Annotated in this window: 20 protein-coding genes; 8 read left to right on the forward strand and 12 right to left on the reverse strand. The window is 35.9% G+C overall.

Going from position 1 to position 20,679, the window contains the following annotated elements; genetic code table 11:
- The 3 genes from ABY905_RS01815 to ABY905_RS01825 form a co-directional block, all read left to right on the forward strand.
- On the forward strand, positions 1-429 hold a 429-nt coding region (locus ABY905_RS01815), incomplete at its 5' end, for a hypothetical protein (RefSeq protein ID WP_372639828.1).
- Positions 430-1,037: 608 nt separating this feature from the next.
- Positions 1,038-1,709 (forward strand): inorganic pyrophosphatase, encoded by a 672-nt coding sequence (locus ABY905_RS01820; RefSeq protein ID WP_372639830.1) that lies wholly within the window; start codon positions 1,038-1,040, stop codon positions 1,707-1,709.
- A gap of 224 nt (positions 1,710-1,933) precedes the next feature.
- Positions 1,934-2,554: a hypothetical protein gene (locus tag ABY905_RS01825; protein WP_372639832.1), complete on the forward strand. Its 621-nt coding sequence runs from the start codon at positions 1,934-1,936 to the stop codon at positions 2,552-2,554.
- Between the two features lie 71 nt (positions 2,555-2,625).
- On the opposite strand, the gene ABY905_RS01830 is transcribed toward ABY905_RS01825, so the two are convergent.
- The 7 genes from ABY905_RS01830 to ABY905_RS01860 form a co-directional block, all read right to left on the reverse strand.
- Positions 2,626-4,128 (reverse strand): NapC/NirT family cytochrome c, encoded by a 1,503-nt coding sequence (locus ABY905_RS01830; RefSeq protein ID WP_372639834.1) that lies wholly within the window; start codon positions 4,126-4,128, stop codon positions 2,626-2,628.
- A 126-nt stretch (positions 4,129-4,254) separates the two neighbouring features.
- On the reverse strand, positions 4,255-4,869 hold the full coding sequence (locus ABY905_RS01835; RefSeq protein ID WP_372639836.1) for a cytochrome b/b6 domain-containing protein: 615 nt from the start codon (positions 4,867-4,869) through the stop codon (positions 4,255-4,257).
- A gap of 5 nt (positions 4,870-4,874) precedes the next feature.
- Entirely contained in the window at positions 4,875-5,795 is a 921-nt protein-coding gene (locus ABY905_RS01840) for a cytochrome c3 family protein (protein ID WP_372639838.1), read from the reverse strand.
- Positions 5,796-5,861: 66 nt separating this feature from the next.
- Positions 5,862-6,281, reverse strand: coding sequence for a cytochrome c (locus ABY905_RS01845; RefSeq protein ID WP_372639840.1), 420 nt, complete (start codon positions 6,279-6,281; stop codon positions 5,862-5,864).
- Between the two features lie 18 nt (positions 6,282-6,299).
- On the reverse strand, positions 6,300-7,181 hold the full coding sequence (locus ABY905_RS01850) for a DUF5777 family beta-barrel protein (RefSeq protein ID WP_372639842.1): 882 nt from the start codon (positions 7,179-7,181) through the stop codon (positions 6,300-6,302).
- Between the two features lie 16 nt (positions 7,182-7,197).
- A complete protein-coding gene (locus ABY905_RS01855; protein WP_372639844.1) occupies positions 7,198-7,560 on the reverse strand; it encodes a hypothetical protein in 363 nt (120 codons plus the stop codon).
- Between the two features lie 214 nt (positions 7,561-7,774).
- The gene (locus tag ABY905_RS01860; RefSeq protein WP_372639846.1) at positions 7,775-8,890 is read right to left on the reverse strand and encodes a hypothetical protein; all 1,116 of its coding nucleotides are present in this window, start codon (positions 8,888-8,890) and stop codon (positions 7,775-7,777) included.
- A 183-nt stretch (positions 8,891-9,073) separates the two neighbouring features.
- Here ABY905_RS01860 and ABY905_RS01865 point away from each other — a divergent pair, with 183 nt between their 5' ends.
- Positions 9,074-9,769 (forward strand): Crp/Fnr family transcriptional regulator, encoded by a 696-nt coding sequence (locus tag ABY905_RS01865; RefSeq protein ID WP_372639848.1) that lies wholly within the window; start codon positions 9,074-9,076, stop codon positions 9,767-9,769.
- 2 nt (positions 9,770-9,771) lie between these two features.
- On the opposite strand, the gene ABY905_RS01870 is transcribed toward ABY905_RS01865, so the two are convergent.
- On the reverse strand, positions 9,772-10,674 hold the full coding sequence (locus tag ABY905_RS01870; RefSeq protein WP_372639850.1) for a DMT family transporter: 903 nt from the start codon (positions 10,672-10,674) through the stop codon (positions 9,772-9,774).
- A gap of 176 nt (positions 10,675-10,850) precedes the next feature.
- Between ABY905_RS01870 and ABY905_RS01875 the strand changes: the two genes are divergently transcribed.
- The gene (locus tag ABY905_RS01875; protein WP_372639853.1) at positions 10,851-11,120 is read left to right on the forward strand and encodes a hypothetical protein; all 270 of its coding nucleotides are present in this window, start codon (positions 10,851-10,853) and stop codon (positions 11,118-11,120) included.
- Positions 11,121-11,699: 579 nt separating this feature from the next.
- Here the strand turns inward: ABY905_RS01875 and ABY905_RS01880 are convergent.
- The 3 genes from ABY905_RS01880 to lysS form a co-directional block, all read right to left on the reverse strand.
- On the reverse strand, positions 11,700-13,040 hold the full coding sequence (locus ABY905_RS01880; protein ID WP_372639855.1) for a glucose-6-phosphate isomerase: 1,341 nt from the start codon (positions 13,038-13,040) through the stop codon (positions 11,700-11,702).
- A 94-nt stretch (positions 13,041-13,134) separates the two neighbouring features.
- Positions 13,135-14,130, reverse strand: a complete 996-nt coding sequence (locus tag ABY905_RS01885; protein ID WP_372639857.1) for an NAD(P)H-dependent glycerol-3-phosphate dehydrogenase — start codon at positions 14,128-14,130, stop codon at positions 13,135-13,137.
- Positions 14,131-14,351: 221 nt separating this feature from the next.
- Positions 14,352-16,073, reverse strand: coding sequence for a lysine--tRNA ligase (lysS, locus tag ABY905_RS01890; RefSeq protein WP_372639860.1), 1,722 nt, complete (start codon positions 16,071-16,073; stop codon positions 14,352-14,354).
- Positions 16,074-16,430: 357 nt separating this feature from the next.
- Between lysS and lipA the strand changes: the two genes are divergently transcribed.
- The 3 genes from lipA to recJ are packed head-to-tail and all read left to right on the forward strand — an operon-like array spanning position 16,431 to position 19,819.
- The gene (gene lipA, locus ABY905_RS01895) at positions 16,431-17,330 is read left to right on the forward strand and encodes a lipoyl synthase (RefSeq protein WP_372639862.1); all 900 of its coding nucleotides are present in this window, start codon (positions 16,431-16,433) and stop codon (positions 17,328-17,330) included.
- A gap of 45 nt (positions 17,331-17,375) precedes the next feature.
- Complete coding sequence (gene lipB / locus ABY905_RS01900) at positions 17,376-18,083, forward strand: lipoyl(octanoyl) transferase LipB (protein ID WP_372639864.1); 708 nt, start codon at positions 17,376-17,378, stop codon at positions 18,081-18,083.
- A gap of 23 nt (positions 18,084-18,106) precedes the next feature.
- Positions 18,107-19,819, forward strand: coding sequence for a single-stranded-DNA-specific exonuclease RecJ (recJ, locus tag ABY905_RS01905; RefSeq protein WP_372639866.1), 1,713 nt, complete (start codon positions 18,107-18,109; stop codon positions 19,817-19,819).
- Here recJ and ABY905_RS01910 read toward each other — a convergent pair.
- The gene (locus ABY905_RS01910) at positions 19,816-20,424 is read right to left on the reverse strand and encodes an ACP phosphodiesterase (RefSeq protein ID WP_372639868.1); all 609 of its coding nucleotides are present in this window, start codon (positions 20,422-20,424) and stop codon (positions 19,816-19,818) included. The two genes, recJ and ABY905_RS01910, sit on opposite strands and share 4 nt — an antisense overlap.
- Between the last annotated feature and the right edge of the window lie 255 nt (positions 20,425-20,679).

Genomic DNA, 20,679 nt, shown 5'->3' on the forward strand with positions numbered 1-20,679 from the left:
CTGGCTGGTAGTGCTAAGCAATACGATAGAAGTCATCCGGGTCGACCTATTTTTAGACGATTGTTTCCTGATGGTCGCCCATCTACCATAACTGATGCTTCTTTTACAAAGGTTTTGAGTAAGGCTGAAGGTTTATTGGTTCACTTGCAGTCTTTAGCAGAAGATAATAGTTTGCATACCCACGAAGACGTTTTAACAAATGCAATTAAGGCATTGCGCCAAGCCATATTAAACCATAAAGAGGTTGTTTTGGCTGAGAGTCTTGCTATTGCTGAGGAGCAAATGCTTCAGGCAGAATTGCGTAAGCAATACGAATTTAATTATTTGGATGCGACGAAATTATTTGGAAAGAACTATGCCAACCGATTGTTTCCAAAATTGGCGATTAAAAAAAAGAAACTGGTTGAGGAAGTTGCTGTTGAAGCTTAAGTTTCTTTATAATATTAAGCTATTTGTGGCAAAAATATATTGTTTTAAGTGGGAGCGTACTTTGGTTTATTCGAAGTACGCTCCTCTTTTTGGCCAGTGATTTAGAAGCGTTTGATCTGTATTCCTACATTTGGCAATGGTGCAGGGATTATCTGGAGGATGTTCCTAAATTTGGGAATAGGCCTTATACGGTTTCGTGTGCATTCCCAAATGTGGGAAAATACTTATAATGGTTTAAAGTACATTCCAACTATCGGGAAAGGACTTGGGATGGTTTAAACTGCATGCCGCCGGTTTGCAGGTGAAAATACGATATAGCAGCTAATTGTTTTGCTATTGTATGGGTTAGGGTTCCGATAGCTATCGGAGGCAGTGGAAACCCCGCAGCCGATTAGACTTTGTGCGATGGGGCGAGGAGTTGGAATGTAAAGCCCGACCGACAGTATGGAGGTATCCCCCACTTTAGATTGGCGGTAAATACTCAATTTTTACAAATAGGGGAAAAGAAAAATACGATTGTGTTGTTTTCTATATTGTTTTTTTACTTTTGTTATACAAATTTTGAGAGCAGGTAACTGTTTGGTATTGAAATTGAAAAATATAGACTAATGGGAAATAAATTAAATGATCCTATTGGCCGATTGATGGGCTTACGTTATAAGTCGCATCCTTGGCACGGGATTGATGTTGGTGATGATGCACCGAATTCGGTGATGGCATTTATCGAAATGGTGCCAACTGACACCGTTAAGTATGAAGTTGATAAGGTGAGTGGTTACCTAAAAATTGACCGTCCTCAAAAATATTCCAATGTTGTACCTGCCCTTTATGGTTTTTTACCTCAGTCTTACTGTGGTAAGTTAGTCGGGGAGTATTGTAGTGAGAAATCGGGAAAAAAAGAGATTAAAGGTGATGGCGATCCATTAGATATTTGTGTGTTGACCGAAAAGTCGATATCTCACGGCGATATTATTGCTGAGGTGCGTCCTATTGGTGGTTTTCGTATGATCGATGGCAATGAGGCTGATGATAAAATTATTGCTGTTTTAAAGAACGATGCGACCTACGGTAATTACAATGATATTTCAGACTGTCCAGAGGTGATTATAACCCGCTTAAAGCACTATTTCTTAACCTATAAGGATATGCCAGGTTTGGAGAGTGAAGCCGAAATTACCCATACATATGGACTTGATGAAGCCAAAGAAGTGATTACACGTTCGTTGAATGACTATAAAGCACGATTCGAAAATCTGGAAGATATTTTGAAGCACGTATAATTCTAATTTTCCTCAGGAAGACTGAATTTTCAGATATAAATGGAACTCTCGATTCTTCGATGAGTTCCATTTTTTTTATATCATACATAAATAAATTTTATTACTTTTAACTCATTGTAAGATTTAACCTGGAGTTGGCTTATGGATTTATTTTAGTATAAATAATAAATAGAATTCAGGCATTGTATTGATGTTGATTCACAATTTGAAAATTATTTAGTTTAATGGGAAGTCAGGAGAACTCGCAAGTAAGAATTAATGCTCTTTTAAAGGAGTTGGACAGACAACAACTTGAAGTCAAGAAGAAAAAAAACTTAATTAGGGGTATTGTTGCCGTCATCACACTTGGATCTCTTATTGCTTTTGGCTTTCTATATAAGAACGCGGATGATGATAAGAGTCCGGCTATTCAGGTTGAGCGAAGTGGGGGGGATATTGTAAAAGAGGAAAAAGTGATTGCCAGGCAAGTTAAAACATATCAACTTGTTTTCGAAAACTTAAACCAATATCCTTTGGCTCGCTTTTTCAATGAGAAGGAAGCTCTTTCTTTTCAACAAGAAATTAAAAAATTACGATTACCTGCAACTTTTATTTACAATGATAGTCTTGAAGGTAAAGAACGAGTTTTGACTATCTCGTCAAACTATCGTTATTATATACAATTTGGGATATTTAAGTACCAATTGATCCCCGATTTAGCTGATAATATGATTTACCTACATCAGTTAAAAGACAAGAATTTATTCAAATATCGCTTAGGTCCATTCGCACGTAGTGCTCAGGCAGAAAATTTGGTTAAAGAACTGAAATTGAAAGATTATCTGATTGTAGAAGTTTCAAATTAAATTCACCTTACATAAAAAGCTCTCATTCCTTTAAAGAATGAGAGCTTTATTATTTATAATTTTTCCTTTTGTTAGTAGAGTTGCTCATGACATTCAGAGCATAACTGTGTTTCCCATTGTTTATCAATGTCGATTGGATGTTTGAATTCTAGTGGTTTATCAATAGTAGCATTCTCCATTTCTCCAGTCTTACCTTGTGAAATGATATCATGACATAAATTACAATCTCTTGATATCGTTTCACCTTTATCTGTAACGTGCTTGTCGTTATGACAGCGGAAACAACCATTTGTTTCTAGATGGCCTAAATGATTTGGGTAAGCCTTCCAACTGACACCCATTTCAGGGAATATATTGGATGAGAATCCCTTTTGAATCGAAGTAATAGCCTTATTTACATCCCCTTTGTTTGATTTAAGTATCTCAGGATACATCACGTCGTAATATTCTAAAACCTGACTCTTAATAGCTATCATGGCACTATCTGTACTAGGGTAGTCCTGATTAAGTATATCCATACACAACACTTTAATATCAGGTAGTTGTTTAGATATTTCTCCTGATGAAATTAGCTCATCAATAAAATTTTGAGGAACGTGATAATCGTGAGATGGGCGGTTGTGGCAATCCAAACAGTCCATTGTTCGGGTCTTTAAACTATCAATTTCTTTTTGACTGAGTAAATTGTCAGGTTCAAGATAGAGTTTCACTTCACCCGTTTTAAGGTTTGTATACCTCACCCAAGGTAATGTCTCACGGGTTCTTGTTGAGGCAATATATTCAATCTTCACATCAGGATTGATATGCCAGTGAATACCTTCAGAAAGTCCCTTAGCGCTAATATTAGCACTGGTTTTCATTTTCATGAAGATGTTGTGGTCTGTAGTAGTTTCATCTGCCAAATATGATTTTTTGTTCTTCAACTTACTATCGTAGAATTTTTCAGGCCAATGGCATTGCTCACATGTTTCACGAGCTGGTCGTAAATTCTCAATTGGGGTGAGAATTGGTTTAGGATATTTTTTGGTCAACACAGAATAAACCTGATATAAACCTGATAGTTTACTTCGCATATACCAACCCGTACCTTCCCCTACATGACATTCAACACATTTTACGCGCTCGTGTGATGATTGATGATAGGCTGTATGTTCCGGAGCCATAACTTGGTGACAAAGTTTTCCACAAAACTCAACCGACTCGGTGTAATGAAAAGCATGATAACTCCCCATAGATGATATGATCAATATAAAAACGGTCCCAACCATGAAAACCATACTAGCATTTCGGGTTTTCGGGTCATTAAAGTCGATTTTAGGCCATTCTAACTTATCCTCTGGGAGTAGATGTTTTTTTAATTTACGGTTTGTTCTGACCATTCCAATGGGAATCAGAATTAAGCCACCAACAAAAAACATGGGGAGGATAATGTAGATAAACAGACCTACATACGAGCTACCCAAATTGTAAAAGAAGGATAAAGCCAGAAGGAATCCAATAATAAATAGGTTCATGGCAGCAATTCCTGCTCCAAGAAGGGATAGCCAGTTTCTGGCTGAGTTGGGGAGTTTCATCGGTTTCAGATTTAAGTTATCCTCCCGATACTTATCGGGAGGTAATCGCCCTATAATCATCTTACACAATCAAAATGTATCGGTATATAAATACATACCGATACATTTTTTATGACTTGTGTTTAATTAATGCCAACCGGTAACAATACTAATGAAATTACTGATTGGTTTTTTACCAATTGTTGCAAAATACAAATGGATAATTAGAAATATTGAAATAAAGAATCCAATGATAGCATGCAGTAAGGCTGTTAAAAAGATACCACTCATATTATATGCTTCTTCAATAATAAGTTCGGGAAACAGAAGGGCAATACCAGTAATAATAATAACAGGAACTAAGAGATACATTACAGCAACGTAGGTGTATTTTTGGATTGGATTAAATTTTCTTTTTTCTGAAATTGGATAAGGAGGTTCTTCGTTTTTGAACATCCCGTATACGTAATAACGTGCTTGTTTGAATAAACGTTTACGCAATCCCTTAGGTTTTATTCTATAATATTTTTTGTTTGATGTTACCATATTACCAATGAAGAATATCAGGTAACTGATTGAAACAATTATTCCTGCGTAATTATGAAGGGTAACTGCTAAATCGAATCGAATTAATTCAAATCCAGGTTTTGCAAACTGCATATTTAATCCCGTATAGATTAAAACAAGAATTCCCAAAGCATTTATTGCATGCCAAATGCGTAACCATACAGGATATAAGTATATTTTTCCTTCTGTAGTCATGAAATCTATTTTTTAATGATTCTGAAAAAAGTATGCACAATAATACCTGTTATTGCAGCTAAGAAAATAAGGAGACTCAAAAGGTTTAAGATCTCATTTTGATAGGCTCCAATGACGTAGGATTTATTAGAAAGGATATTGCCAAATGCACCTTTCTGACTACGAGCTTGTATATTCTTATATTTGTATAATGACGCATTCAGATGCGAATCAGAAGTATGACATTCTACGCATAATTTAAGCGCTTTTTCTTTAGGTAGAATATTGTGTGATACCATTAATGAATCCACAACATGTGTATGACACTCGATACATCGAACATTTTCGAAATGTAGTTTCTGATTAGGGAGCCAATTATGAGTCTCCATAAGTTGAGGTTTCTTTGTCTCAGAAACCAATAAGTATTGAGATGAGTTATCATGGCATGATAAGCACATTTCATTACTAAATTTGACAATGTCTTTTACATTTTCGCTTGTACGCGCTGTTGCTTGATAATAATGTTGATCATGACATTTAGAACAGGTAAATTGGTCTCCTAATGCACGAGCATGAGTACTTTTTTTAAATTCTTCTTCTATTTGCTCAAATTTATAATCTGCGAAATTTTCATCTCCTCCATGGCAATCAATACAGGTCGAAAGAGGTTCTAATTTTAAATCTCCTTGATGAGGGTAAGTCTCATAATCTGAGGAATGACAATCGATACAATTGAAAGAGCCGTGTACACCTGCTTTTACCCTTAAAGAGTCAAGAATAAAATATGGGTTCATCAAGCGTTTTTCATTTCGCTCGGTCCAGTCGTTATATATGGTGTGAGTTTGATTCGAATGACATCGTAAGCAATCATTGTCTGCTTTTAGGTTCAATGCAAATGAAGCTAAAAAGAGAAGAAGTAAAGAAAGCCTTAGTTGGGAAACACGCATATTATAAAGTGTAAATTAAAATTCCTGAAATACAGAGCACTTCAGGAATTTATTGAATTGATAATCTTATTTCAGAGTTCTCAGATAGTTGATGATAGACCATCTATCTTCATCGTCTAATATCTTCTTTTCGTAATTTGGCATTTCATCACGACCAACAAATGATTGGTAATAAAGGACACCATCAGATTGGGCTTGAAATTCTGCATTTTTAAATGAACGAATTGCAGTTTTCATACTCCTAGCCTTAGGTCCATCAGCCTCTCCTTTACCTCCATGGCAAGATTTACAATGCTTAGTAAAAAGCATTTTGCCAATTTTTAATGAACCAGCATCATCTTTCATACTATTTTTCATGTCTTTGTACTTTGCAGGAATTTCCCATGGTCCACCCATTTTTTTATCCTGTGGTAAAGCAAAAGCCATAAATAGGGCTCCAGCAAAAACCAGAGTTAATCCCATGACTATTTTTTTGAATGTTTTCATAATTGTAAGTTTAAGTGATTAAAAATTCCACAATCTTGTAATTGTAAAGCCAATCATAAAATTGTCCATATCAATTTTACTATGGTTATTCACCATGATATCCTGTTGGATTAAACCATTAGAATTACCCATGTAAATTTGGAACGCGTGTGTACTGGTAGAAATTTCGTAACCAAATGAAAAGTTAGGTTCTGGATTTTCATAATTGTCAGCTTCTGAGTCTAAATATCCTAGATCAAGTGGCATATCAAGATTGAAAATGATAGAACCCTGAGGCGAAACTTTAAAACGACCATTGAAGTGTACACCAACTTTATCGTGATACATTCCCTCATTAATTAAATTGTAGTGAGAGAAACTAATACCAGTCTGCAAACTAATAGCATCTGAAAATTTTCGTCCTACTATAACCTGTGCAAAAGAAGATAAGCGATTTGAGGATTTAAAATCATCGTGGAATTGATCCTTATCTCTACCATCAATGGCTAAATTACCGTATACTGCTAGAGCCAGAGGAACTGTATTGTTTCTTGTTTGTTCCAGAATGGTCCATTTTGCATTGAAATCAGTAGTCATTTTATCCTTGGTAACACCGATGCCTACCTGAACATTATTGGCTACAACGTAGCTTAATCCAAGGCGAATGTTTGCACCTGATGCATATAAACCCCAAAGATCAGAACTTCCATTTTCAATAGATCCAAATTTGTGTTGAATGGCAAATTCCAAAGTGTTCACTGGTTGAATAACGGTCGTTTGATTGTCTATTAAATAACCGCTTTCAAATGGTGATCTTACTGGTTTGTCAACCTTCTTGGTTTCCGTTTCAGTCTCTTGAGCTAGAACGCTCCCAAAAGCAAAAACAAGCAGGCATGATAATGTAAATATTTTGGTTCTCATAATTGCATGTGTTTGATTAGTTATCCTTAGCTCCTTCAGTAATCCATGTTAACAGCAGAAGTCGTTCTTGTGAACCCATATTCTGTCCATGACCATCAGTTGATCTTTTATAGACTTCACTATCGGCTGGATTATCTGTATTTATAAAGTTCCCATCCTTTAGGTTATCATAGGCAGAGCCTGTTACTAAAATAGGTGTTCTGCTATCGTGACATCCTATACACTTAGATTGAAAGATAGGTTCGACCTGCGTTGAAAAACTGATCGGATTACCTGGATCAGGTTCTGGAGTTGGAATATCTTCAACAATATAATCGTATTCGCAGGCAACTAATCCAATCATGAAAAGGAAAGCTAGTACTTTGAAATATCTTTTCATATGGTTTTGATTTTAATAAGAATAATAAGATGTTTACTTTATTACTTAACTCATTTTAGTAAGGTGTAGCAATAAGCTTGCCATCTCTGTATCAATTTAATAATGTTTCTTTTTGTGGAAATAGAAACATCCAATTTTATCTGTAAAGGAGTTGTTTAATATTAAATTAAACAACTCCTTACTCTTTTGTATTTAAAAGTTATCCAATCGCTTATTATGGAGCAGGAGTTGGTTCTGCTTCTACAGCCTCAATAGTGTTCTGTAATAATGCTTTTACATACTTAGGATTATGAGCTCCTAAACTACGGTCTTCATCTAAACCTACATAGTTGAAAAATGCACGAGCTTGTACTGTTGGATATACTCCAGGATTTACATGGTATTCACCAGGTAATGTTACGAGTTCAATTATTCCAGTTTCTTCATTTAGTTCATATATTTCCTCTTCTGCGTAACCAACTACGCCTAATCGAACTAATTCGTCTCTTAGAACTTCAAGTTTTGCTCCAACATCAGTTCTAACTCCACCATAATTGAAGTCCGTATTACTAGCGTCGTGGCAAGTGTTACAAGCTAATAATGAAGGTTTCCAAGAGTGTCCGCCTTCGCCTTCTTCAGTATCAAATTCAGCCATATGACAACCTGTACATGAAGCTTGATTTAAATGTTTAGCCTCACCTGCAGTAGGATATTCAACAGAACCAGCAATTTCTGCAAAGCCGATACCAGCTACAACATTAGCCTGAGCACCATGATGAGGTCCCCAATGCGAGCTTGAGATATTGAAAGTATCTTCTCCTGGATTTGTTAAAGCAGGTTCACCTCTTCTTGATTGGTGACAATTAGCACATAAATTTGAGTTACCTTTCAAATCCATAGTCACTGTTTTATCAAATATTGGATTTATAGGCTCCTTAAGTCTTAAAGCATAATCAGTTGCTTCCATTGTCTCGTGTAAGCCATGACAGGTAGCACATTCCCATGCAGTTGGATTTGTGATATTTCCTAACACTTCACCAGTATTAGCAAATTGCACAAAACCTTGGTGTGAGTGACAAGCCGCACACGAAGCACGTCCACCAGCATAGTCTACAGCGTTTATACCACTGCTATGCACAGACATTGAGAATTGTGCATCGATGTTCGCTTTGGTTTCACCAGAGTGACAAGCCAGACATGTGGCATTGCCATCAGTGCCATCAACACCATCTGTGCCATTGGCACCATTTTCGCCATTTAAACCTGCGATACCTGCAGGTCCTTCACAAGCCGCGAATATTGCTGCTACTGATAGTAGTAGAAGCCAAGTCTTAAATTGTTTTCGTTTCATAAGTTAGGGGATTAAAGAATTTATTCCATAAATCTACTGATTGTAAACAAAATATTCCCATTATGGCCTATGACAGTAATCTATTGTAATATTGATTCTTAATATAAAAAGAAGCGATGCATATATTGGTTTGAATTGATATTTATCACTATATTAGAAAATAATTTACCTAAATCCCCTTATATGTTTGGAAAAGGAACTGATGTTTGTTGTGGCTCTTGTCCCCATGCCTGGCCAAATTTTAAGAATTTGACGTCTGTTGAAATGAAAGAAATGAGTGAAAGTCGGTTTCAGTCAAATTTTACTGCAGGCGAAATGATTTTCAAAGCTGGTTCGCCTACATCTAGTGCAGTTTTTCTTTCTTCGGGTATAGCAAAAATATATCTGGAGGGTTTCGATGGGAAAAAAATAATTCTTGGTCTGGTAAAACCAGGATATTTATTAGCAGGGCCTGGAAACTATGTCGACTCAACACATCATTATAGCGTGGTTGCACTTACCGATGTTAGTGCTTGTTTTATTGATATGAATTTGATTAAATCCTATGTCCAGAAAAATCCATTGTTTGCCGAAGGTTATTTAAAAGATATTAGTCTGAAATCATTGCGGATTTTCTATAAAATGATAAGTTTGGCTCAGAAAAAAATGCCAGGGCGAATGGCAGAGGGGCTGCTAGAGCTTGCTGATGATGTGTTTAAGTCTGATGAATTTGCCCCTATTCTATCCAGACAGGAGTTGGGTGAATTTACAGGAATGGCCAAAGAAAATGTTGTTCGTATATTGAAAGAATTCTGCAATGAAGGAATTATTAGCACCAATGGTTCGACGATTACTATAAATGATAAAGAAAAGTTGAAGCTGATATCAGCAAATGGGTAGTTTTATCTTTTGTTTTTTCTGATTCCATAAATGGAAATCACAAATATTCCTACCATTGTAAGTAAACCCCCAATGAATTGAATCTGACTGGGTAGTATTCCCATAAAAATAAAAGAGCCTAGTATGATAAAAAAGCTTCTACTGGTTATAATAAGGGTGACTTTTGAGGCTTCAAGATACTTTAGTGCTGAAAATGTTAGTATGGTACCAAGGAACGGTCCAAATAATGAGCCTATAAAGATATACAATACAGATTCATTACTATAATGTGGTAATTCAAATGTGTAGAAATTATAGAGAACAAAGCCTAGCCATAATGCTATGTTACGATATAAGGTAATCATAGATGAAGGTAGTGTTTTGGCTTTCGATTTTGCCAAAACAAGACTGATCCCATAAAATAGAGCAAAGGTGTAAGTCGCTATACTTGATGGGCTTCTAAGTTCTTTAGATTGAAAGCCAAATTCAGTTACATTTATTAATCCAACCCCAATTATAGTTAAAAGTATACCAGCTATTTCAGGATAAGAGAACCGCTCCTTAAGAAAAAAGAAGCCCAGTATAATAACAAAAATTGGACTTGTATTTGCCAAAAATGAGACGATGGTTGGATTTGGTGTTAATTGAATGGCAATAAAAAATGCTGAGGTTGCGATTAATTCTGAGCAGGCAATTAGGAGTAAAGTTCGTTTTGAAGCTTTAGGTATATCTCTGAATGAGTTGTTATTTTTTCTGTACCAATTGTATAACGTGTTCCATACTAATGCAAGCCCAAACCATAAGATCCCAAAGCTAGCCAAATTCACATCCTTAATTGCAAGCTTACTGAAAATATACACATTCGAAAAAGTGATGGTCGCTAAAAGTGCAATTAAGGCCCCTCTTAGCTGTGTTGATAATACCATTATTAGTGCTTTTTATATCTGGCAAATGTATTTAAGTTTTCTTATTTAATTCTACGTCATGCTTGAAATTATTGAGTCCTAAAGTAAAATGAGAAAAGGTGATTTTGGAGCTTGGAATTTTCAGATTTGATCTGCTGAATTTTCAATTTTAATATCTATTGCTAACTTGCATGACTATGGAGATAAATTTATTATTTGCAATGATAGCGACCTATTTTGTGAACGTTCCTTTTGGTTATGTTCGTCAGGGGCTTAAAAAATATTCAGTAATGTGGTTTGTAGCCATTCATTTACCAATTCCTTTTGTTATTTTATTCCGACACTTTTTTGAAGTAGGTTATGAGATTTTCACCTATCCTTTTATGCTGTTTGCTTTCTTTATGGGACAATTTTCAGGAAAGAAGATTCGCATTTATAGAGTGAAAAAGAATGATATTAAGGTGTAATAAGAATGTATTTGCTTTAAATTATATGGTCTGGCAAACATAGTTTTGTAGTTTTTTCTTTCTCTTCTGAAACTTACGACATGAGTTTCAAAATTCTCAATAATGAAATTACGCATATTACTCTAATTTCTAGAGATTAACTCTTCTTATTACTATTTATACATTTCTTCCTCCTTAAGAAAGCCGTTTCCCGAACATCTGCCTGTACCTTCTCCGTATCAGCTTCGCATCATAACTGGGTTTACCCAGACTTGATCCAGTTTTGATCCAAGCTTGTTCCGGCTTTGTTTCGAACTTAATTATGCTTCGAGGCGTATCCTGATCAACAAAAATAAATTCTAATAAAGAGTATGTTCTGTACTCTTTTTGGGAAAAAAATAGGGTGAACTTAAGTTTTGTATTTAACTGGTTTTATTACAGTTAAACTTGTGATTATACCCTAAGTTTGGTTTTATCGAAGACAGCTTAGTATCCCTGAATTTTACAACTTTGCTTTATAATACATGATCCGAAAATAAATTTCTAATAAAAATGGCTACCTCTTTCGAGATAGCCATTCCATTTTTATTTATTCGACTCTTATAGTCTTTCCTTAATTTTCTTAGTTTCTTCTTCGAAACCTGGCTTCTCCAACAAGGCAAACATATTGCTTTTATATGCTTCAACACCTGGTTGGTCGAATGGGTTAACATCAAGAATGTAACCACTAACACCACAAGCAATTTCGAAGAAATATAGTAACTCGCCAATATAGAATTCGTTTAGCTCAGGAAGCTCAATTCTAATATTTGGAACACCACCGTCAACGTGAGCGAGTTGAGTTCCTAGTTCAGCCATTTTATTCACCTCGTCAACTCTTTTTCCAGCAAGGAAATTAAGTTTATCCAGGTTGCCCTTATCCTTAGGGATAACAACTTTATATTTTGTTTTAGTAATAGAAAGAACCGTTTCGAAAATGTTACGCTGCCCTTCTTGAATATACTGTCCCATTGAGTGCAAATCGCTTGTTAAATCAACACTAGCTGGGAAAATACCTTTGTTCTCTTTCCCTTCACTCTCGCCGTATAGTTGTTTCCACCATTCAGCAATATTGTGAAGTTTTGGGTTGTAGTTCGCTAAAATTTCGATCTCTTTTCCTTTAGAATAAAGAGCATTTCGAGTTGCAGCATAAAGTAAGGCAGGATTCTCATCAAATTCTGTTGCTACAGTATATTCTTGCATTGCTTTCGCACCTTCAACCAATTTTGTGATATCGTGACCTGCTACTGCAATTGGAATCAAACCAACTGGAGTTAGAACAGAAAAACGACCACCAACATTGTCAGGAATAACAAAAGTTTTGTAACCTTCTTGATCAGCTAGAGTACGAAGAGCTCCTTTTGATTCGTCAGTAACAGCAATGATTCTTTCTTTAGCTTCTTCTTTACCTACACCTTCTTCAAGCAATTCTTTTAACAAACGGAATGCAAGAGCAGGCTCTGTTGTTGTACCCGATTTAGAGATGACACAGATTCCGAATTCAATATTCTCAAGAATCTGCATTAGCTCATATAGGTAATCTTCGCTGATGTTTTGTCCAGCGTAAAGGACCAATGGATTCTCGTTGTCTGCCTGAAGCATATCGAAGTTGTTTGCCAAAGCATCGTTTACAGCTTTTGCTCCCAAATAAGATCCGCCAATACCTATTACAACCAGAACTTCAATGCGTTCTTTTAAGTTATTCGCTGTGTCTTGAATATCTTTCAATTCATCAGCTGTAATTTGTGATGGTAAGTTAACCCATCCAGTATATTCGTTGCCTTTACCTGTTCCTTTATGAAGGGCAGTTAAATGCTTTTTACTATCTTCTTTGTACTGGAAAATTTCTTCTCTGTCTACAAAGCTTAAAGTCTTGTCGATACTTAATTTAATATGTTCCATTTTCTTGAAATTAAGTTTCTACTCTGTCCTGAGTTTCATCCCCCTCAAAATTCCACAAGGAAGAGTAGATTTATAATAATTAATTTGATGTTTTTTATCTTAGCTCTTCTGTCAATAAAGCTATTTCTATTGCAGGAGATATACGATCATATAGAATATTGTAAACTGCCATGGTGATTGGCATGTGAACCTTATATTTCTCGTTAATTTCTTTGATACATTTTACAGCATAATAACCTTCGGCAATCATGTGCATTTCGAGTTGTGCCGTTTTTACTGAATAGCCTTTTCCAATCATAGTACCGAATGTTCTGTTACGACTAAATTGTGAATAACAGGTTACCAAAAGATCGCCTAAGTAGGCCGAACTTTTAATATCTCGGGTGATAGGATGAACGGTATCTACAAAACGTTTGATTTCTTGAATAGCGTTGGATATTAAAACCGACTGGAAATTATCTCCATAACGTAAACCATGACAGATACCTGCAGCTATTGCAAAAACATTTTTAAGAACAGCTGCATATTCAGTACCATAAATATCATCTGATGTGGTTGTCATGATATAGGAACACTCTAACTTTTCAGCTAAGAAATCTGCTTTCTCAGAATCCTGACAAGAAATAGTTAGGTATGATAAGCGCTCCATGGCAACCTCTTCAGCATGACATGGTCCGGAGATAACACCGATATTATCAGTTGGAACCTGATAAATATGATGGAAAAAATCTCCAATAATCATGTTCTCATCAGGGACAATACCCTTGATCGCTGAAACGATAAATTTATCCTTAAGCTGAACCGTTAGTTTTGATAAGGCATTCTTTAAAAAAGCCGATGGAATAGCGAATATGATCAGATCTGAATCTTCAACAATTTGATTGATGTCGTTGTAAAAATGAATTTTATCGATTTCGAACTCAACGTCAGTTAGATAGCGAGGGTTGTGGCCTAATTTTTTAAATTGGGAACTTGTCTCAACATTTCTCATATACCAGTTGAGTTCTACATTATTTTCCCTAAGGATTTTTGCAATGGCAGTAGCCCAACTTCCTCCACCAATAATGGCTATTTTAGAAGATTTGTTCATGTAATAGGTTTTGGTTCTCAATTGTATTATGCAGATGTGTAAGATTCATCATGCAATTGGTTTTCAAGGCCTTGGTGTTTGATGACTCTATAACTTTTTATAGAATGACCTTGAAGAAATATGATAGTTCTTTCTTAGAACAGTTTCATGAATTGGATGATTAAAACAGTGGAGCCTGAACTAAATCAAGCTCCAAGGTTTAGTCTTATATTTATAGATGATCAAGCTAACCAGCCAGCTACTTCGTCTTGGCTTGGGTTAGTTAATCCCATCTTATTTTTCTTGTTGATCCCACAAATTTCTTGGTGGAATTTTGTTGCTTTCTCTCCTTTGATAGCAGCAACGGTTTGGTATCCTGCTTTACGAATCACTTCAACCCATTCCTTAGAAATACCTAAGTCAACGAATTTTTCGTCACCATCAACTACAGCCTTCTTTTCTGGTCGCATTTGTGGGAAGAACAATACATCTTGAATAGAGTGAGAATCTGTCATCAACATGGTTAATCGGTCTATACCAATACCCATACCTGATGTTGGAGGCATACCATATTCCAGAGCACGTACAAAGTCCATATCAATGAACATCGCTTCGTCATCGCCATCAGCACCTAATTTTAGTTGCTCTTGGAAACGCTCCAATTGGTCGATAGGATCGTTAAGCTCAGAGTATGCATTACAAACTTCTTTACCATTAACCATCAACTCGAAACGCTCTGTTAATTCTGGATTCTCGCGATGTTTTTTACACAATGGTGACATCTCAACAGGATAATCGGTAATAAATGTAGGCTGTATGTATTGGCCTTCACACTTCTCTCCAAAAATCTCATCAATCAATTTGCCTTTACCGAACGTTTCATCAACGTCGATATTTAATTCTTTACAGAATCCACGTAATTCTTCAACGGACTTGCCAGTGATATCAAAACCAGTAAAGTGCTTGATAGAATCGGTCATTGAGATACGTTTGAAAGGACGTTTAAAGTCAATTTCTTTATCTCCTAGACCTAGTTTTGTTTTTCCGTGAAGATCAAGAGCAACTTTCTCAATCATCTCCTCCGTAAAGTCCATCATCCAGTTGTAGTCTTTGTAGGCTACATAAATTTCCATTACAGTAAATTCTGGATTATGAGTACGGTCCATTCCTTCGTTACGGAAGTCTTTTGCAAACTCGTAAACACCATCGAAACCACCTACGATTAGACGCTTTAGGTAAAGCTCGTTGGCAATACGCATATATAAAGGAATATCCAATGCGTTGTGATGTGTCTCGAATGGACGAGCTGAAGCTCCACCAGGAATCGCTTGTAATATTGGCGTCTCAACTTCAAGGTAACCTTTGCTATTAAATAGCTCACGCATTGAGTTGATAATTTGAGAACGCTTGATAAATGTATCTTTTACCTTTGGGTTAACAACCAAATCAACGTAACGCTGACGGTAACGCATCTCAGGATCAGTAAAAGCATCGTATACTTTTCCGTCTTTTTCCTTTACGATAGGAAGTGGACGTAATGATTTTGATAGAACAGTTAGTTCAGAGGTGTGGACAGAAGTTTCGCCCACCTTAGTTTTAAAAACGTATCCCTTAACTCCTATGAAGTCACCAATATCCAAAAGTTTTTTGAATACCGTGTTGTAAAGAGTTTTATCCTCATCCGGGCAAATGTCGTCACGGCTAATATAGACCTGAATTCGACCATTTGCATCTTGAAGTTCAATAAAAGAAGCCTTCCCCATAATACGGCGGCTCATGATTCTACCTGCAAGGACAACTTCCTGATAATTATTCGCCTCAGGATCGAAATTCTCAAGAATTTCGTCGCTATACACGTTTACCTTGTACTCGGCAGCAGGGAATGGATCAATTCCTAAAGCCTGAAGTTCTTTCAGGGAATTTCTTCTAATAACTTCTTGCTCACTAAGTTCTAACGTATTCATCTCTAATCTAATAATGTTAATTTGGATGCAAAGATATAATAATATGCGCAAAATATTAAGAGCAACTGCTTTAGTTAAGAGGAAATCAGCGATTTATTTCTTATAATTGCCGAAAATTAGACGGTATTTAGAATCTTTAAAAATAAAGTTTTTTAATCTGTTAGAGGATAGTTGATCTTTTTTTAGAATTACAGCCTTTTTTTAGACTCAAAAATATAAATTTGCATTCAATCTGTAATTCTAACTAAGTTGTTGGGATTGAGTTTTGAAACAATTAATTAAAGGGTTTGGATTAAACTTTTTTTATAGAAAGATTAATAGAAATTATTCTTAACGGATCAATGATTCGTTCCAAATGTGAATGAAGTAAATATTGAGAAAATGAAGATGAAAAGAAAACCAGATTGGTTGAAAATACAATTGCCAATGGGCGATGATTACTCATATGTGAATGGAATAGTTCGTGATCACGGTTTACATACGATTTGTTCTAGCGGGAAATGCCCGAATGTTGGAGAATGTTGGGGTAATGGTACTGCAACTTTCATGATTCTAGGAAATATTTGTACCAGAGCTTGTAAATTCTGTAATGTAAAAACGGGTAAGCCACTTGAGGCAGATTGGAAAGAGCCTCGTCGTTTAGCTAAATCAATCAAGTTGATGAAGCTAAAGCATGCTGTCATTACTTCTGTAGATCGTGATGATCTTGAAGATGGCGGATCGGGCATTTGGGCTGAGACTATCAGAGCTATCAGAAAAGACAACCCGACTACGACCTTAGAAGTTTTAATCCCAGATTTCAACGGTAAGCAGGAAGATATTCAGCGAGTAATTGATGAAAAACCAGAAGTCATTTCTCATAATCTTGAAACGGTACGTCGATTAACGCCTGAAGTGCGTAGCCGTGCTAAATATGATTTAAGTTTGCAGGTATTAAAGCAAATTGCAGATGCAGGTATTGTTACTAAATCGGGTATTATGCTTGGTTTGGGCGAAACTGAAGAGGAAATTTATCAAGTAATGGATGATTTATTGGCTATTGGTGTTAAGGTTATGACCATCGGGCAATATTTACAACCATCGCGTCAGCATTTGACGGTAGAAGAGTATGTGACTCCAGAAACCTTCAAGAAATACGAGACTGTTGGTTTGGAGAAAGGGTTTACATTTTGCGAGAGTTCGCCTTTGGTGAGATCATCATATCATGCAGAACGACATGTAAAAGCTTTTGATCTTAAGGATTTAGTTCGAAAATAAGTTTTGATTACAGATTGATATAAACAATAAACACAATTTTTTGAGATGAGTAAAGTCACCGTATTTCGCGATCTGTCTTCTATAGATTATAAAGAAGCTTGGGATTATCAGGAAGAGCTATTCGATGAGGTTTTAAAATCGAAGCAAGCTAATTCTGATCTGCCAGCAGAAAAAAAGAAACTTAGTAATAATTATCTTTTATTTTGTGAACATCCTCATGTGTACACTATAGGGAAAAGTGGTAAAGAACAGAATATGCTGCTTGATATGCTTCAATTACAAGCTAAGAATGCTACTTTTCATAAAATTAACAGAGGCGGGGACATTACTTATCATGGACCTGGTCAAATAGTCGGTTATCCTATCCTAAATTTGGAAACTTACGATATGGGAATCAAAAGCTATATCGATAATCTTGAACAGGCTGTTATCAATTGTATTGCTGATTATGGATTAGAAGGACATCGACTTGAAGGTGCCACAGGAGTTTGGTTGGATATTGATAAACCCACTGTCAGAAAGATCTGTGCCATAGGTGTTCGCGTAAGCCGATGGGTTAGTATGCACGGTTTTGCTTTTAATGTTAATACAGATTTGGACTACTTTGGATATATAAATCCATGTGGTTTTCAGGACAAAGGAGTTACCTCTTTAAAAAAAGAATTGGGTAAAGAGCTTGATATCGAGGAAGTAAAACATAATTTGAAAAATCATATTGCCGTCTTGTTTGATATGACGTTTAAAAATGACTAATTTCCCGATCTAAAGACTGAATTATGGATAAAAGATGGGTAATCAATGAGCCGGGAGATGAGGAAACGATTGAGTCGCTTTCTAAATCATTAGGAGTCGATGAAGTTGTTGCAAATTTGCTTGTACAAAGAGGAATCCAAACTTTTGACGAAGCAAAAGCCTTTTTCCGACCAAGTCTCGACGATTTGCATGATCCATTTTTAATGAAAGATATGGATAAGGCTGTGACCAGATTGGTAGCAGCCTTAAACAATCAAGAACGAATCATGATCTATGGCGATTATGATGTCGATGGAACAACATCAGTAGCTTTAGTTTATACCTTCCTAAAAAAACATTTCGATTATATAGATTATTACATTCCGGATCGTTATTCAGAAGGATACGGTATCTCCTTAAAAGGAATAGACTTCGCAGCAGAAAGCAACGTGACTTTGGTAATCGCATTAGACTGCGGTATTAAAGCCATGGGAAAGATTGCTTACGCTAAAGAAAAGGGCGTTGATTTTATTATCTGTGACCATCATACCCCTGATGATGTTTTACCTGAGGCGGCAGCTGTTCTTGATCCCAAACGTGTAGACTGTGATTACCCATGTGATTGCCTTTCGGGCTGTGGTGTTGGTTTTAAGTTGATGCAAGGTTTGAGTCAACAACTTAATTGGCCTTTTGAGAATCTTATTCCTTTACTTGATTTAGTTGCTGTAAGTGTGGCATCAGATATTGTTCCCATTGTTGGGGAGAATCGTGTTTTAGCACATTTTGGTTTAATTCAGTTGAATAAATATCCTCGATTAGGACTGAAAACTATCATGAATCTATCTGGTGTTACTAAGGATCTATCTGTAAATGACATCGTCTTTAAAGTTGGCCCGAGAATTAATGCTGCTGGTCGTATTCAATCGGGGCGTCATGCGGTTCAACTTTTAATTGTTGAAGAAGAAGATGCTGCAATACTGATTGGCGATAGCATAAACATTATGAACGAAGATCGTAAAGAGCTGGATCATACGATTACCGATGAGGCCTTGGAGCGATTGAATAAAGCTGAGAAAACCGAATCGAAAAAAAGTACCGTTCTTTTTGATAGAAATTGGCATAAAGGTGTTATTGGTATCGTTGCATCGAGAATGATTGAAACCTATTACCGTCCGACTGTTATTTTAACAGAATCTAATGGGATGGCAACAGGATCTGCACGCTCGGTTGTTGGTTTTGATTTGTATCAAGCTGTATCAGCATGTAGTGATCTGCTAGAAAATTTTGGTGGTCACAAGTATGCTGCTGGTCTCACAATGAAGCTTGCAAACGTTAAGGAATTTCAACAACGATTCGAAGAGTATGTTCAGAACAATATTTCTGATGACATGTTGGTTCCTCAAATTAAAATTGATGCCAGAATCAAGCTTTCAGATATTAGCCCTAAGTTTTACCGTTTGTTAAAACAATTTGAGCCTTTTGGGCCTAAGAATATGACACCTGTTTTTATTAGTGAAGATGTCGTTGATTATGGCTATTCACGTCAAGTTGGTAAGAATAAGGAGCATCTAAAGTTATCCGTTGTTGATGATATTCGTGATGCCAAGGTTGTGAGTGGTATTGGATTTCAAATGGGTAAAATGTATCCTAAGATTTCAAATGGGACACCTTTCAATGTTTGTTATTCTTTACAGGAAAATGAATATATGGGTAAGGTAGAAACTCAAATGATGATTCGTGACCTGAAAATATCCTAGGCTTTTTCAACCATATGTTTTAACTCAATTTCCTTTTCGCTTACGATATAAGCAATAATGTCTTTCATAAAAGAATGGAATTCGCTTTCAAGAGCATCATAGTTTTCTAATAGAATATCTATAGCAAAGTCTGTCTTATCTGGCAGACTGGTATATCGAACCATGATATTTAGAGCCGTTCTCAGGCCTTCTATCTCCGCATAAGTTTCTAATCTTCTGCTCTGAATAAGAAAAGGTAGGAAGAGCTTTACTCTGTTAGGAAGAACCAAGTAGTTCTTCACCAAAACCTCATGACATTGAGTAACGAATTTATCAAGACTGACCTGGTGATATTGCTCCCAATTCTTCGCAAGAAAATGATCATAGATTAAATCTGTGATAACACCTGAGTACTTTCTGTAAACCTCCCGAAAATATTTCCCACTCTGGCTAACTAATGGATGTGTATCGGTATAAAAATCAATGGATCGATGTAGAAGAATACCTTTCTGAATTTCAGATCTGTAGTTTTCATGCTTTCTCCCTTTCACATAATCAGCCATAAAGTTACCAACCATTATTTTTTCAGATTCGCCAGAAAGGTAGAGATGAGCTAAGAAATTCATGAAAATGTTTTTAATTTCTTATGAAGATAAGCTTTCGGATGAAAGTTTGATAGATCTTCAACTCATATATTGCATAAGTTTCCTCAAAATATCAAGATGATATAAAATATAGAATTTTGAATTAAAAGTCAAGTTTTTCATCAATGTTAAGTAACAGTCTTTAGGTGAGGAATTTAAATTTCGTCTTTGTCATTTAAAAGTATAAATTTAAGGGGATGGAACATATTGTTCTATTTAAGCTTGAAAATTTCATGA

The organism is Ancylomarina sp. (assembly GCF_041555295.1).
GTDB lineage: Bacteria > Bacteroidota > Bacteroidia > Bacteroidales > Marinifilaceae > Ancylomarina.